This is a genomic window from Halobaculum litoreum (genome assembly GCF_030127125.1).
Lineage (GTDB): Archaea > Halobacteriota > Halobacteria > Halobacteriales > Haloferacaceae > Halobaculum > Halobaculum litoreum.
Map to the genome: position 1 here is coordinate 1,058,470 of NZ_CP126156.1, position 14,150 is coordinate 1,072,619.

Annotated in this window: 15 protein-coding genes and 1 pseudogene; 9 read left to right on the forward strand and 7 right to left on the reverse strand. The window is 73.1% G+C overall.

Annotated elements, in window-relative coordinates:
• The first annotated feature begins 61 nt into the window (after positions 1-61).
• Together P0R35_RS05720 and P0R35_RS05725 are read left to right on the forward strand one after the other, a co-directional pair.
• Complete coding sequence (locus tag P0R35_RS05720) at positions 62-745, forward strand: PHP domain-containing protein (protein ID WP_284014246.1); 684 nt, start codon at positions 62-64, stop codon at positions 743-745.
• Positions 745-1,862: pseudogene (locus P0R35_RS05725) on the forward strand (asparagine synthase C-terminal domain-containing protein). The gene P0R35_RS05720 and the pseudogene P0R35_RS05725 overlap by 1 nt, the downstream one beginning before the upstream one ends.
• A 21-nt stretch (positions 1,863-1,883) precedes the next feature.
• Here P0R35_RS05725 and P0R35_RS05730 read toward each other — a convergent pair.
• Positions 1,884-2,363 (reverse strand): NUDIX hydrolase, encoded by a 480-nt coding sequence (locus P0R35_RS05730; protein WP_284014247.1) that lies wholly within the window; start codon positions 2,361-2,363, stop codon positions 1,884-1,886.
• Positions 2,364-2,445: 82 nt separating this feature from the next.
• Complete coding sequence (locus P0R35_RS05735) at positions 2,446-3,435, reverse strand: transcription initiation factor IIB (RefSeq protein ID WP_284014248.1); 990 nt, start codon at positions 3,433-3,435, stop codon at positions 2,446-2,448.
• 275 nt (positions 3,436-3,710) lie between these two features.
• Here P0R35_RS05735 and gatC point away from each other — a divergent pair, with 275 nt between their 5' ends.
• Both gatC and gatA read left to right on the forward strand, forming a co-directional pair.
• Positions 3,711-4,013, forward strand: a complete 303-nt coding sequence (gene gatC / locus P0R35_RS05740) for an Asp-tRNA(Asn)/Glu-tRNA(Gln) amidotransferase subunit GatC (protein WP_284014249.1) — start codon at positions 3,711-3,713, stop codon at positions 4,011-4,013.
• On the forward strand, positions 4,010-5,332 hold the full coding sequence (gatA, locus tag P0R35_RS05745; RefSeq protein ID WP_284014250.1) for an Asp-tRNA(Asn)/Glu-tRNA(Gln) amidotransferase subunit GatA: 1,323 nt from the start codon (positions 4,010-4,012) through the stop codon (positions 5,330-5,332). The genes gatC and gatA overlap by 4 nt, the downstream gene beginning before the upstream one ends.
• Positions 5,333-5,425: 93 nt before the next feature.
• On the opposite strand, the gene P0R35_RS05750 is transcribed toward gatA, so the two are convergent.
• Positions 5,426-7,051 carry a TrkH family potassium uptake protein gene (locus P0R35_RS05750; RefSeq protein ID WP_284014251.1) on the reverse strand — a complete coding sequence of 542 codons (1,626 nt, stop codon included), beginning with the start codon at positions 7,049-7,051 and terminating at the stop codon, positions 5,426-5,428.
• Between the two features lie 92 nt (positions 7,052-7,143).
• Here P0R35_RS05750 and P0R35_RS05755 point away from each other — a divergent pair, with 92 nt between their 5' ends.
• From P0R35_RS05755 to P0R35_RS05770, 4 genes are all read left to right on the forward strand, one after another.
• The gene (locus tag P0R35_RS05755; RefSeq protein WP_284014252.1) at positions 7,144-7,467 is read left to right on the forward strand and encodes a DUF7471 family protein; all 324 of its coding nucleotides are present in this window, start codon (positions 7,144-7,146) and stop codon (positions 7,465-7,467) included.
• Positions 7,464-7,988 carry a winged helix-turn-helix transcriptional regulator gene (locus tag P0R35_RS05760; protein WP_284014253.1) on the forward strand — a complete coding sequence of 175 codons (525 nt, stop codon included), beginning with the start codon at positions 7,464-7,466 and terminating at the stop codon, positions 7,986-7,988. The genes P0R35_RS05755 and P0R35_RS05760 overlap by 4 nt, the downstream gene beginning before the upstream one ends.
• 4 nt (positions 7,989-7,992) lie before the next feature.
• Positions 7,993-8,229 carry a hypothetical protein gene (locus P0R35_RS05765; protein WP_284014254.1) on the forward strand — a complete coding sequence of 79 codons (237 nt, stop codon included), beginning with the start codon at positions 7,993-7,995 and terminating at the stop codon, positions 8,227-8,229.
• A gap of 65 nt (positions 8,230-8,294) precedes the next feature.
• Positions 8,295-9,608 (forward strand): DUF7405 family protein, encoded by a 1,314-nt coding sequence (locus P0R35_RS05770; protein WP_284014255.1) that lies wholly within the window; start codon positions 8,295-8,297, stop codon positions 9,606-9,608.
• Positions 9,609-9,647: 39 nt separating this feature from the next.
• Here the strand turns inward: P0R35_RS05770 and P0R35_RS05775 are convergent, their stop codons facing one another.
• Together P0R35_RS05775 and P0R35_RS05780 are read right to left on the reverse strand one after the other, a co-directional pair.
• On the reverse strand, positions 9,648-9,941 hold the full coding sequence (locus P0R35_RS05775) for a hypothetical protein (RefSeq protein ID WP_284014256.1): 294 nt from the start codon (positions 9,939-9,941) through the stop codon (positions 9,648-9,650).
• Positions 9,938-11,242 (reverse strand): outer membrane protein assembly factor BamB family protein, encoded by a 1,305-nt coding sequence (locus tag P0R35_RS05780; RefSeq protein WP_284014257.1) that lies wholly within the window; start codon positions 11,240-11,242, stop codon positions 9,938-9,940. The genes P0R35_RS05775 and P0R35_RS05780 overlap by 4 nt, the downstream gene beginning before the upstream one ends.
• Positions 11,243-11,364: 122 nt before the next feature.
• Here P0R35_RS05780 and P0R35_RS05785 point away from each other — a divergent pair, with 122 nt between their 5' ends.
• Positions 11,365-12,462 (forward strand): DUF7350 domain-containing protein, encoded by a 1,098-nt coding sequence (locus P0R35_RS05785; RefSeq protein ID WP_284014258.1) that lies wholly within the window; start codon positions 11,365-11,367, stop codon positions 12,460-12,462.
• 27 nt (positions 12,463-12,489) lie between these two features.
• Here P0R35_RS05785 and P0R35_RS05790 read toward each other — a convergent pair whose 3' ends face one another.
• Together P0R35_RS05790 and trkA are read right to left on the reverse strand one after the other, a co-directional pair.
• A complete protein-coding gene (locus tag P0R35_RS05790; RefSeq protein ID WP_284014259.1) occupies positions 12,490-12,636 on the reverse strand; it encodes a hypothetical protein in 147 nt (48 codons plus the stop codon).
• A 51-nt stretch (positions 12,637-12,687) separates the two neighbouring features.
• Positions 12,688-14,025, reverse strand: coding sequence for a Trk system potassium transporter TrkA (gene trkA / locus P0R35_RS05795; protein WP_284014260.1), 1,338 nt, complete (start codon positions 14,023-14,025; stop codon positions 12,688-12,690).
• Between the last annotated feature and the right edge of the window lie 125 nt (positions 14,026-14,150).

Here is a 14,150-nt window from a genome sequence, read left to right on the forward strand (position 1 = left end):
GCGCTCCGGGCGACTTCCGCGGACCGGACCCCTTTTCTACGGTCCGTTGCTACCCGCGACCGTGCTATCGGTCGAGCTGCACAGTCACTCCGCGCTCTCGCACGACGGCCGCGACCCGGTCGACATGCTGCTCGAACAGGCGGCCGCCGTCGGCCTCGACGCGCTGGCGGTGACGGACCACGACGAACTCGACGCCAGTCTCGAGGCGGCCGACATGGCCGACGACTACGGCCTCGTCGGGATCCCGGGCATGGAGATCACGAGCGCCGCCGGCCACGTGCTCGGGTTCGGCATCGAGGAGCCGGTGCCCGCCGGCCTCGACTACGACGAGACGCTCGACCGCATCCACGACCAGGGCGGGCTGGCGGTGGTCCCCCACCCCTTCCAGAAGTCGCGCCACGGCGTCGCGCCCCACGTCACCGACGAGCAGTTGGCGAGCGCCGACGCGATCGAGGTGTACAACTCCCGGCTGTTGACCGGGCGGTCGAACCGACAGGCGGAGTCGTTCGCCGTGAACCACGGCGTCCCGATGACGGCCGGCAGCGACGCCCACATCGCGGAGATGGTCGGGCAGGCCGTCACCGAGGTCGGCGCCGCCGAGCGTTCGGCGGACGCGATCCTCGACGCCGTCCGCGAGGGCCGGACGAGCGTCGTCGGCAAGCGGACGCCGTGGTACATCTCCTTCCGCCAGGCGGCCGGCGGGGCCAAGCGCCGGATCGGTCGCCGCGTCGACGAGCTGTTGTGATGCCGGCCGGCGGCCCGGACACCCGGCTCGACGGCGCCGACCCCGACACGGTCCGCCGCGCCGTCGCCACGGGCGACCCGCTCCCGGGGACCGACGGCTTCGCCGGCGCCGTCGACGGCCGCCTCGTCCGCGACGTGCTCGGTCGCCGGCCGCTGTTCGTCGACGGCGACGCTTGGAGCTTCGACCGGACCGACCTCGCCGACCCGCGGTCGGTCCCCGCGGGCGTCGTCCGCGACGGCGACGGCGAGCGGACGGTCTGGTCCCTCCCGGACCCCGAGCCCGCCGCGCCGACCGCCGCCCGCGACGCCGTGGCCGACGCCGTACTGACGAGCACGCGAGCCGTCGACCCGGACGGCCTCGCGGTGGCGTTCTCCGGGGCGTGGACTCGGCCGTCGTCGCCGCCGGCGTCCCCGAGGCGCCGCTGTACGTCGCGGGCTTCGAGGGCGCACACGACGCCGCCGCCGCCCGGGAGGCCGCCGATGCGATGGGGCGCGACCTCGCCGTCGTCGAACTCTCCCACGCCGACCTCGAACGGGCGGTGCCCGAGGTCGTCGCCGCGACCGGCCGCCGCAACCCGATGGACGTCGCCATCGCGCTCCCGCTGACCCTCGTCGGCGAGCGGGCGGCCGCCGACGGCTACGACCGCCTCGCCGTGGGACAGGGAGCCGACGAACTGTTCGGCGGCTACGCGAAGGTCGTCGACCCGGCCGCAGACGGCCGCGTCGACGCCGACACCGTCCGCGGCGCCCGCCGGGAGACGATGGCGACGCTCCCGGCCCAACTCGAACGCGACGTGCTCGCGTTGCGGGCGGCCGGCGTCGACCCGGTCGCGCCGCTGCTCCACGACCGCGTGGTCGCGGCGGCGCTGGCGCTCCCGTCGGAACTGCTCGTCGACGGCGACGAGCGGAAGGTCGCGTTGCGGGCCGCCGCCGCGGACGTCGTCCCGGACCCGGTACGGACGGCCGACAAGAAGGCCGTCCAGTACGGCACCTACGTCTCGCGGGAGCTCGACCGACTTGCTCGGCGTGCGGGGTTCAAACGCCGGATGGACGACCACGTCGGCCGGTACATCGCCGACCTGTGCGGGTTCGAGTACGTTCCCCGCGAAGAGCGGTAGCCGTCCCGCCGGCCGGTCCGGTTACCGGTGCTCGGCTCCCACCGTCTCGATCGCCTCGATCCCGATCGCCGTCGTGTCGCTGTCGACGTCGCTCTCGCGGAGGGCCGCGGGCGTGTACCACTCCCACCCGTCGGCGCCGACCTCGTCGTCGCCGGCCGGGTCGATGGCGCGGGCGTCGGCGCTCGCGAAGTAGATCGAGTCGACGTGCTGGTGGCCGACGGTGCCGTCCTCGTGGACGTTGATGTCGTACAGCATCGTGTGCCGCGGGGTGGGCAGCGTCTCTCCCGCCGGCGCCTCGACGGGCTCGGTGTCGTCGACGAGCGTCGGCTCCAGCCCCGTCTCCTCGCGGGCCTCGCGCAGCGCCGCCTCGTGCGGGAGTTCGTCCCGGTCGACGTGCCCGCCCGGCGGGATCCGGATGCCGAGCCGCGGGTGGCGGTGCAGGGCCGTGGCGCCGTCGTTGACGAGGTAGACGGTCGCGGTGAAGTGGCGTGTCGTCTCCATACCCGTCGCTGGCCGACGGGCGGCTTCGGCGTTACGGTCGGCGAAAGGAGTCGTGCGGTTCGGCCGGGTGGTGCAGGCCGGATCAGCCGAGCTGGACCTGCTCTTCGGCCTCGAGCAGTTCGTGGTAGCGATTGCGGATGGTGACCTCCGAGATGTTGGCCACCTCGCTCACCTCGCTTTGGGTCACCTTCTCGTTGGTGAGCAGCGACGCCGCGTACACGGCGGCCGCGGCGAGGCCGACGGGCGACTTGCCCGAGTGGACGCCCTCCCGCTTGGCCGTCTGGAGGAGCTGGCGCGCGCGCCGCTCGGACTCGTCCGACAGTTCGAGGTCGGACGCGAACCGCGGCACGTAGCTCTCGGGGTCGGCGGGCTGGATCTCCAACTTCAGTTCGCGGACGACGTAGCGGTACGTCCGGGCGATCTCGTCTTTCTCGACCCGGGAGACGTTCGCGATCTCGTCGAGGCTCCGCGGCGTTCCCGCCTGTCGGGCGGCCGCGTACAGGCTCGCCGTCGCCACCCCCTCGATGGAGCGGCCCGGCAGGAGGTCCTCGTCGAGCGCGCGGCGGTAGATGACGGAGGCGGTCTCGCGGACGTTGTCCGGCAGGCCCAGCGCGGAGGCCATGCGGTCGATCTCGCCGAGCGCCTGCTTGAGGTTGCGCTCCTTGGAGTCGCGCGTGCGGAAGCGCTCGTTCCAGGTGCGCAGGCGCTGCATCTTCTCGCGCTGGCGGCCGGACAGCTGGTTGCCGTACGCGTCCTTGTCCTGCCAGCCGATGTTCGTCGAGAGCCCCTTGTCGTGCATCATGTTCGTCGTGGGGGCGCCGACGCGGGACTTCTGGTCCTTCTCCTTGGAGTCGAACGCGCGCCACTCGGGGCCGTGGTCGATCTCGTCCTCCTCGACGACGAGGCCGCAGTCGCGGCACACCGTCTCGCCGCGCTCGGAGTCGTTGACGAGCTTGCCGCTGCACTCGGGGCACTGGATCTGTTCTCCCTCGGACTCGGACGTGCGCTCGTCCTGCCCGACGGTGTCGGTTCGCGACCGTTCGTCCGTGTAACTTCGGACGTTCTCACTCATTGGTAGGGGTGGGGGGAACGGGAGCCGGAGATCCGTCTCTCCGGTGTGGTTCTCTGTACTCCCGTTAAGGTCCGCAAGTCACTTATACTTGCTGGCGAATTACGCCGGGAGACGGCCCAAAAGCTACGGGACGGCGTCGGGGCGCTTCGCGACGATCCGGGCGCGAGGATCGCCGACTTGAGACACTTAGACCCTCGGTCTGGACCCCCCGTCGCGGGGGCGGCCTCGTCGGGGGTATCGAAACCCTTACTCCCGGCCCGCGGCACCCCTCGGACATGACCACGACGGACGAGGGTGGCGACGACGCCGGCGTCGTCGACCCCGACGAGGTCCGCCACGTCGCCGAGCTCGCGCGGGTGGACCTCGACGACGAGGAGGCGGCCGTCTTCGCCGAGCAGTTCGCGGACGTCCTCGACTACTTCGCGGCGCTCGACGAGGTGCCCGAGGTGACGGACGACCCGGACCTGGTGAACGTGATGCGCGCCGACGAGGTCCGCGACGGCCTCACGCAGGAGGAGGCGCTCGCGAACGCGCCCGACTCGGAGGCGGGCTTCTTCAAGGGGCCACGGGTCTCATGAGCGCCGACGACGCGCCCGCCGACGACCTGAACATCTTCCTGAGCCGCGACACCGTCGCCGGCGACGACGACGGCCCCCTCGCCGGGAAGACGGTCGCCGTGAAGGACAACATCTCGACGAAGGGGATCCCGACGACCTGCGGCTCCGCCATGTTGGAGGGGTACGTCCCGCCGTACGACGCGACGGTCGTCGAGCGCGTCCGCGAGGCGGGCGCGACGGTCGTCGGCAAGACGAACATGGACGAGTTCGGGATGGGCGGCACCACCGAGACGTCGGCGTACGGCCCGACGAAGAACCCCGTCGACCCCGAGCGCGTCCCCGGCGGCTCCTCCGGCGGCTCGGCGGCCGCCGTCGCCGCGGGCGAGGCGGACCTCGCGCTCGGCTCCGACACGGGCGGCTCCGTCCGCAACCCCGCCGCGTTCTGCGGCGTGGTCGGCATCAAGCCGACGTACGGGCTCGTCTCCCGGTACGGCCTCGTCGCGTACGCCAACTCGCTCGAACAGATCGGCCCGCTCGCGAACACCGTCGAGGACGCCGCGGCGCTGCTCGACGCCATCGCCGGGCCGGACGAACACGACGCCACCACGCGCTACGACGCCGCCGAGGACGGCCCCGCCGTCCACCCGGCCGACGAGACGACGTACGCGGCGGCCGCCGACGGCGACGCCGACGGGATGACCGTCGGCGTCCCCACCGAACTCGTCGCGGGCGCCGACGACGCCGTCGTCGCGGTGTTCGAGGACGCGCTCGCCGACTTGGAGGCCCAGGGAGTCGAGACGGTCGAGGTGTCGCTCCCCTCGGTCGAACACGCCGTGCAGGCGTACTACGTCATCGCGATGTCGGAGGCGTCGTCGAACCTCGCGCGCTTCGACGGCGTCCGCTACGGCGTCGACGGCGGCGAGGGCAACTGGAACGAGTCGTTCGCCCGGTCGCGCGAGCAGGGGTTCGGCGACGAGGTGAAGCGCCGCGTCCTCTTGGGCACGTACGCCCTCTCGGCGGGTTACCACGACAAGTACTACAAGAAGGCACAGGACGCTCGCGCGTGGGTGAAGCAGGACTTCGACGAGGCGCTCGCCGAGGCGGACGTGCTCGCGACGCCGACGATGCCCGTCCTCCCGCCGAAGCGCGGCGAGAGTCTCGACGATCCGCTGTCGCTGTACCTGATGGACGCCAATACCGTCCCGGTGAACCTCGCGAACCTCCCGGCCATCTCCGTCCCGGCCGGCGAGGCCGAGGGGCTCCCGGTCGGGATGCAGTTCGTGGGGCCCGCCTTCGGCGAGGAGGCGGTCGTCCGCGCCGGCAGCGCCGTCGAGGAGTAGGGACGTCGACCCGCCGTCGGGTCGCTTCTCCCGCGTCGTCGACACGGTCGCGAGCGACGGGACCGGGCGGCCGTCGCGATGCGCGCTCCGGCTTCAGCGCCGCCAGTACTCGGGCGTGAAGCAGACCAACACGGGGATGATCTCCAAGCGGCCGATCCACATGAGGAAGATCATGTACAGCCGGCTGGCGTTCGAGAACGGGAGGTAGCTCCCCATCGGCCCGGCGATGCCGAACGCCGGTCCGACGTTCCCGATCGTCGTCGCGGCGGCGCTCAGTATCTCGAGGACGCTGAACACGGTGTCCGACCGGAGGCTGTCGAGGAACAGCAGCAGCGCCGACAGGAAGAACAACACGATGTAGAGCAGCGTGAACGCGAAGATGCCGCGGACCCCGCGCTCGTCGAGTGCGCGGCCGTTGAGGCGCACGGGCCGGACGGCGTCCGGGTGCGCGGTGGTGAACAGTTCGCGCCGGAGCGACTTCACGATCACCACCCAGCGGATGATCTTGATCCCCCCGCCGGTCGACCCGGCCGACCCGCCGATGAACATCGCGAACAGGAGGACGTACTGGGCGGCCGGCGCCCACGCGTTGAAGTCGATGCTCGCGTACCCCGTGGTCGTCACGATGGCGACCGCCTGGAACACGGCGTGGCGCAGCGCCGGTTCGAGGTTCCCGGTGAGCTGGCCCGACACCGACGCGAGGTAGGCGGCGTCGAACGTCGAGCCGCCCTCGGGGACCGCCGCGACGAAGCTCCCGCCGAACAGGAGCCCGGTCAGGACGGCGGTCAACACGCCGAGGACGCCCACGTACGCGCGGAACTCCACGTCGCGGAGCATCCGTCCGGGGTCGCCGGTCAACACGCCCCAGAACAGCGCGAAGTTGATCCCGGCGGCGATCATGAACGGGACGATCACCCACTGGACGGCCGCCGAGAACGCCTCGATGGAGCGGGCCTCGGGGGAGAACCCGCCCGTCGGCATCGTCGTCAGCCCGTGGGCGACGGCGTTGTACAGCGTCATGTTCGGGGCGAGTTCCGGCATCCCGACCGCCGGCCCGACGACGTGCATCCCGTACAACAGGACGATCTCAAGGGCGGTGATCCCGGCGTACACGCCCCACAGCACGCGGGCGGTCTCGGCGATCCGGGGGGTGAGCTTCTCGATCCCCGGCCCGGGCGCCTCGGCGTCCATGAGCTGTGCCCCGCCGACCGACAGCTCCGGCAGGATGGCGACCGCGAGGACGACGATCCCCATGCCGCCGAGCCACTGGGTGAGCTGCCGCCACAGCATGATCCCCCGGCCGTGCGTGTCGAGGGAGATGTCGCCGAGGACGGTCGCGCCGGTCGTGGTGAAGCCGGACATGGCCTCGAACAGCGCGTTCACCGGGTTCGCGAGCGTCGACTCGGGGTGGGGCGCGGCCAACAGTCCGGGCACGCCGTGGGCCTCGACGAGGTACGGCACCGCGCCGACGAAGCCGACCGCCAGCCACGTGAGCGCGACCATCAGGAACCCCTCGCGGGCGCCGAGGTCGGGATCGGGGTCGAGGCGCTCGAGCGCGGTGCCGACCGCCAGCGCGAGGGCGATGGTGACGAGGAACGGCGCCGCGGACTCGCCGTAGTACAGCGCGACGAGCAGCGGCGCCGCCAGCGGCACCGAGAGGTAGCGCACGACGGTGCCGACGAGGCTCAGGCTCGCCCGGTACTCGACACGGAAGTTCACTCTCGAATCGCGCGGCCGCGTCCCTGTTGAACGTATCGTTCCGAGCCGAGCGACCGCGGAACCGTGAAGTCGCTGTGGCGGCGACTGGGCGCATGGACACGGTACTCCACCTCGCCCCCGCGGCTCACGGCGTCGTCTACGCCGTGGTGGTCGCCCTCGGCGGACTCGCCGGCGCGGGACTGCTCGGCCTCGGGCTGACGACGTTCCTCCGGCGGCGCTCCCGGTCGTACCTGCTCGTCGCGCTCGCGCTCGGCACGCTCGCGGCGCGGGCGGGGCTCGCCGGCGCGACCGCGTTCGGCCTCGTCGGCGCCGAGGCCCACCACTTCGGGGAGCACCTCCTCGACGTGGTGATGGCCGGGCTGGTCGTCGCGGCGGTGTACTACGCCCGCTCGGTCCGGGCGGGGGCGTCGTCGTGACCGCCCACGGGGGCGGGTCAGGGACCCGCGAGCGGCTCCGCGAGTGCGTCGTCGCCAACCCCGGGCTCCACTTCAACGAACTCGTCCGGCGGCTCGACCTCGCGCCCGGACAGGCCCAGTACCACCTCCGCCGGCTCGCGAGCGCGGACCGGGTCGTCGACGAGTCCGTGTCGGGGCGCACGCACTACTTCGCCCCGGAGATCGACCCGGACGAACGCCGCCGGATCGCCCTCTTCCGCCGCGAGACCGCCCGGGACGCCGTCGTGGAACTGCTCGACGGCCCGGCCGCCCCGGCCGCCGTCGCCGAGCGCGTGGGGGTCGCACGGAGCACGCTGGAGTGGCACCTCGACGGCCTCGTCGACGCCGGCGTCGTTGAGAAGCGCCGCGACGCCCGCGGCCGCGTGACGCTCGCGCTCGTGGACCCGGCGGCCACGGCCCGGTCGCTCGGGCGGATCGAGCCGTCCGTCCCCGACCGGCTCGTCGACCGGTTCGCGCGACTCGTGGACGGGCTGTTGGAGTGAACCGATGGACCGCGATCGCCTCGCCGACGTCGCGCTCGGCGCCGCGATGATCGCGATCGGATCGGCACCGGCGGTCGCGGCGGCGGTCGGGTCCGCCCCGCCGGAGGCCGGCGGACCCGTTCGGTCCCTCCCGGCGCCGGTCGCCGTCGTCGTGATCCTCTGCGGGCTGGTGCTCGCCGTGGGCGGCGCGTTCGTGACCCGATACGGCCGCTCGCGGACGGCGACGACCGGACTGTACTGACCGCGAGCGGCGGCGTTCGACGGCCGCACCACAACCCCCTTGACCGGCAGTCGTCAAGTGGGGACATGACCGACGCGGACGCCCTCGACACGGACGGGCTCACGCGGCGCGAGGCGCTGAAGGCCGCGGTCGCGGTCGGCGGCGCCGCCGGCCTCGCCGCCTGCGTCGACCGCCTCGACGGCGCCGAGCCGATCCCGGCGGGGGACGGGCCGAACGCCCACCCCGAACGTCAGTTCGGCTGGAACGAGCACGTCCCCACGGACGACGCCGGCAACTGGGTGCTCCCGCGCCACCAGACCCTCCTGTACCTCGACTCGCCGGGCGACGGCCCGCCCTCGGCGGCCGACCGCGACGCCGTCTCGGGCGCGCTCGCCGGACTCGACGAGGCGTTCGAGTGGAGCAACGAGGGGCTGCTCCACTCGGCGGCGTACTCGCCGTCATACTTCGAGCGGTTCGACGAGCCGCTGGCCGTCCCCGACGACGTGTCGCTCCCGCAGCCGACGCCGCTGGCGGACTACGAGACGCCCGACTTCGACACGCAGGACGTGCTCGTCCACCTCGCGTCCGACCGGCCCGACGCGCTGTTGCAGGCCGAGCAGGCGCTGTTGGGCGAGGCCGACGAGGCGAACGGCGTCCCGATCCCGGCGTCGCTGACCGACGCGCTCGAGGTGGACGCCCGCCGGACGGGGTTCATCGGCGCCGGCCTCCCCCGCGAGCGGGCCGACGAGCTCGCCGGGGTGCCCGACCCGAACCCGGTGCCGGAGGCGTCCCCGCTGTTCATGGGGTTCGCCGCGGGGTTCCGGCGGAACCAGTCGACGGAGGACGCCGTGGCCATCGGCGAGGGACCGTTCGCCGACGGGACGACGAAGTCGGTCGGCAACTGGCGCCAGCGCCTCGACGACTGGTACGGCGAGCAGGACTTCGACGAGCAGGTGATGGAGATGTTCTCGCCGGGCCACGCCGCCGAGGGGCTCGTTGAGGGCGTCGGCACCAACCTCGGCGACGACTCGGGGATCGACCGGTTCCTCGACGCCGTGGTCGACGACGCGAGGGAGTACGGCCGCGTCGGCCACGCCCAGAAGGCCGCCCGGGCGAACCGGGACGCCGACGGGAACCCGATCCTGCTCCGGCGCCACTTCGAGTCGGCCGACGACGACATCGCCAGCCTCCACTTCCCGTCGCTCCAGCGCTCCATCGACCAGTTCGAGGCGGTCCGGCGCGCGATGAACGGCGTCGACGCCACCGAGGCGACGCCGGCGGTGCGCCAGCGCGTCAACAACGGCATCCTCGAGTACATCTTCGTGCGCCACCGCGGCTACTTCCTCGTCCCGCCGCGGTCGCTGCGCGCGCTCCCGACGCCGTCGGGCGACGACGGGTAGCCGCGGACGGGAGCCGGGTGCCCCGCCGGAGCCCGCGATCTACGGGAGCACGACGGCGACCGCGGCGCCGGCGACGACGAGCCCCGCGCCGACGCCGACGCCCGCGCTCCGGCTCCGCTCGTCGAGGACGCCCTCGTGTGCGAGCAGCACGGCTCCGGTCAGTACCACCAGCCCGGCGATCCCGACGCCGACGCCGGCGGCGGACAGCCCCGCCAGGGGCCCCGCCGGGGTCGGCGTCGCGTGGTCCGGGTGGGCGCCGCCGACGGCCGCCAGCGCGGCCAGCCCGGCGGGCGTCCCCACCAGCGCGAGCAGCGCGCGACGAACTGCGCTCATCGGTTCCAGCGAGGGAACCGGGACACAACAGCGTTTCGACGGCGGGTCACGCGTCCCCCGCGAGGTCGAGGGAGACGACGACGCCGTCGCCGTACACGACGAACGCCTCGGCGTCGCCGTCGCCGTCGACGTCCGCGAGCGTCGGGTGCGTCCACACCGCCGCGTCGCGGTCGAAGCGGGCCAGTACGCTCCCGTCGCCGGGATCGTGGACGCGGACGACGCCGCCGTTGGTCGCCGTCACCAGCTTCCGCGGCCCCGTCGCCGTCGAGGTCGCCGACCGCCGGCGGGGGCATCATCTGTGCGCCGCCGTCGGCGACCGCGACGCTCCACTCGGTGTCGCCGGTGGCGCCGTCGAGCGCGCGCAGTCGCTGGTCGCGGGCCGTCACGTACACCTCGGGGTGGCCGTCGCCGTCGCCGTCGCCGTCCGCGACCCCGGCGACCGCGGCGTACTCCGCCACGCGACGGGTCCACACCGCGTCGCCCGTCCGCCCGTCGAGGGCGGCGACGGTGCCGCCCGTGGTGGCGACGACGAACTCCGCCGCGCCGTCGCCGGCGACGCCGGCGCTCGCGGTCCACGACACCGAGCCGCCGGCGTCCCGCGACCACACCACCTCCCCGCCGGCGTCGAACAGCACGACGCGACCGGTGCCGAGGCCGACGGCGAACTCGTCGGTGCCGTCGCCGGTGAAGTCGGCCGCGCCCGGCGGGGCGTACGCGCTGCCGTTCAGGTCGTGGCGCCACACCGGCCCGCCGTCCGGCCCCGTGCGCGCGGCGAGCACGGTCCCGCCCGCGTCGACGACGACCACCTCGCGCTGGCCGTCCCCGGCGAGGTCGACCGCCGCGGGCCGGGAGTAGGCGTACGAGTCGAGGGCGAAGCGGTCCTCGACGGCGCCGGTCGTCGGGTCGTACACGACCACCTCCTCGGTCGTCGAGCCGGCGAGCAGTTCCGCGGCGCCGTCGCCGTCGACGTCGGCGAGCGCTGGGTCCGCGACGGAGTGGAGCGTGCAGTTCGCCGGCGGGACGGGGTCGCGCCACCGCGTCTCGCCGGTCGCGCCGTCGAGCGCCGCCAGCCGACAGTCGTCGCTCCCGGCCGCGCCGCTGACGGGGGCGAACACGAGCCCCTGCCCGTCGACGCGGCCCGCCGCGGGCGCGTGGTGGTTGGCGCCGACGGTCGTCGCCGTGTCGCTCGTCCAGCGGACCGCGAGGTCGTCGGGGCCGGCGAACGCGCTCGCGGCGCCGAACACGCCGGCGACGAGCGCGAGCGTCGCCACGGCGGCGACGGCGGCGGTTCGAACGTCCATCGGTGTGTCGGGCGGGCCGAACGGCAATGAGCGCTCCCCCTCGCACCCGGCGTTCGACGCGTGAACCACCCGTTCGACGGCCGTACCAGAAGTCCCTACCGTGTCGGTCCCCGAGCGTGGCCATGAACAGACGGAGCTACCTCCGGCGCGTCGGCGCGGCGGGCGCCGTCGCGGGCACCGGCGGCCTCGCGGGGTGTCTGGGCTTCCAACTCGGCTCCGGCGACGGCTTCGCCGGGGAGCCGCCGGTCGCGGAGAACCGCCCGGACGGCGTCTACTACCCCACCCACGTCGAGGGGATGAACATGGGCGGGATGGGCGCGGCCGGCGACTACCGCGTCGGCGTGTTCTACTCGTTCGCACACCGCTTCTGGAACGTGAACGGCGAGTCCGTCGAGCGGACGGACACGACCGCCGAGGACGACGTCCACCTCATGGCCAGCGTCTGGGACCCCGAGACGGGTCACGTGCTGCCGGAGACGGGCCTGTCAGTCGAGGTCGCGAAGGACGGCGCGCTCGTCTCCCAGGAGGTCATCTACCCGATGCTCTCCCAGCCGATGGGCGTCCACTACGGCGGCAACTTCGCGCTGGACGGCGACGGCACGTACACGGTGACCGTCTCGGTCGGCGGCGTCCGCACCCGCCGGACCGGGTCGTTCCGCGACCGGTTCGGCGACCCCGCCGAGATCCCGGTGGAGACGGAGTACAGCGAGGCGGCCCGCGACGAGATCGCCTTCCGCACCCTCGACAACGCCGGCGAGCCCGGCGCGGTCAGCCCGATGGAGATGTCGATGCTGCCGGACGCGACAGCGCCGGCCGTCGACGACCTCCCCGGGACCGTGCTCGGCGAGGCGAACAGCAACGACGCGGTGCTGGTCGCGACGGTGCTCGACGAGTCGCCCGCGGGGGTCGACGCAGCCGGGCCGTACCTCGCGGTGTCGGCGCGGACGCCGTACAACCGGATGTTGATCCCGGCGATGGGGCTGGAGGCGACCCACACGCGCGACGGGAGCGAGGTGTTCTCGGGCGAACTCGTCCGGACGCTCGACCCGGACCTGTCGTACCACTACGGCGCCGCGCTCGACGGCGCGAGCGTCGAGGCCGGCGACGAACTGACGCTCACCCCGACGGTGTGGCCCCAGATCGCCCGCCACGAGGGGTACGAGACGGCCTTCGGCGCCCTCATGGGCGGGATGCCCGAGCGGACGCTCACGGTGGAGTAAGGGCCGCCTCCCCCTCGGACGACCGCGTCAGTTGAGGACGAAGCTCAGGACGTCGAGCACCGGGTCCAGCCAGGGCTGCTCTCGCCGGATCTTGTCGCCCCACGACTGCCGGTGCTCGTCGTCTCCGTCAGCTCCGTCGGCTCCGTTGCGGTCGTTCGTCCCGTCACCTGACACGAACGGGGGTTCCCGCGGTCGCTCGAAAAGTGTTCCGCCCGGCGGCAGCGGTTACAGTTTCTGCGTGACTTCGTCGACGACCGACGTCTCGAAGAAGACGACGACGTGGTCGCCCGGACGGATCACCGTGTCGCCGCGCGGGGTGACGAGTTCGCCGTCGCGGGTGATCGCGCCGATGACGAGGCAGTCGGGGAAGTCCCGGATCGACTCCATGATCGGGCGGTTCGCGAGCAGGGAGTCCTCGGTCACCTCCACCTCCAGCACCTCCGCGCGGTCGTCCTCGATGAGCGCGACGTTCTCGGCGCCGCCCTCACGGGTGAACCGGGAGATCTCCTCGGCGACGACCGCGCGCGGGCTGACGCCGACGTCGATGCCGACCGTCTCGAACAGGTCGACGTAGGCGGTCTGGTCGACGACCGCGACCGTGCGCTCGACGCCCAGCCGGGTGGCGAGCAGACACGACAGCAGGTTCTTCTCGTCGGAGTCGAGCGCGGCGATGAGCACGTCGGCGTCGCCGATGCGCTCGCGCTCGAGGAAGGCGACGTCGGTCGCGTCCGACTGCATCACGAACGTCTCGGGCAGTTCCTCGGCGAGGTCGCGCGCCCGCTCCTCGTCGCGTTCGATCAGTCGGGGCGAGAAGCCGCGCTCCCCCAGCAGGCGGGCGGTGTGGTAGCCGATCTCCGAGCCGCCGACGATGACGACCTCCTCGCCGGTGCCGACGTGTTCCTCCGGGGCGACGTCGGCGGCGAACCCGCGGACGCTCCCCGGCGAGCCGATGACGACCGCCTTGTCGCCCGTCTCGATCACGGTCTCACCGCGGGGGATCACGACCTCGTCGTCGCGCAGGAGGGCCGCGAACGTGAGCGAGTCGAACCGGTCGGCCTCGCTGACGGTCTGGCCCGCGATGGGGCTCGACTCGCTCACCTCGAACTCGGCCATCTGCACCTTCCCGTCGGCGAACGGGTCCACGTCGCGGGCGGCCGGCAGGCCGATGACCCGGACGATGGACTCGGCGGTGAGCAGGTTCGTGCACACCATGAAGTCGATGCCGAACGCCGAGTGGGAGCGCTCCCACGTCCGCAGGTACTCGGTGTTCTTGATCCGGGCGACCGTGAACGAGTCGCTGACGGCCTTCGCCGTCGAGCAGGCGACGATGTTGGTCTCGTCGTTGTCCGTGGAGGCGACCACCATGTCCGCCTCCTCGATGCCGGCCTCCTCCAGCGTGGAGACGGCGGTCCCGTCGCCGTTGACGGTGAGCACGTCGAGCGAGTACGTCAGTTCCTCGCACCGCTCCGGGTCGCGCTCGACGATCACCACCTCGTGGCTCCCGTCCAGGTCCGCCGCGATGCTCTCGCCCACCTGTCCGGCGCCGATGATCAGCACCCGCACGGCACAGCCACCCCTGTCATACCCGCACCTGTTCGACCGAGGGGAATGAGCGTTCCGGAGTCGCCCCATCCGGCGGCGCCGCGTCGACGGGCGGCCGCGACACGCCGACCGTGTCGTCCGTGTCG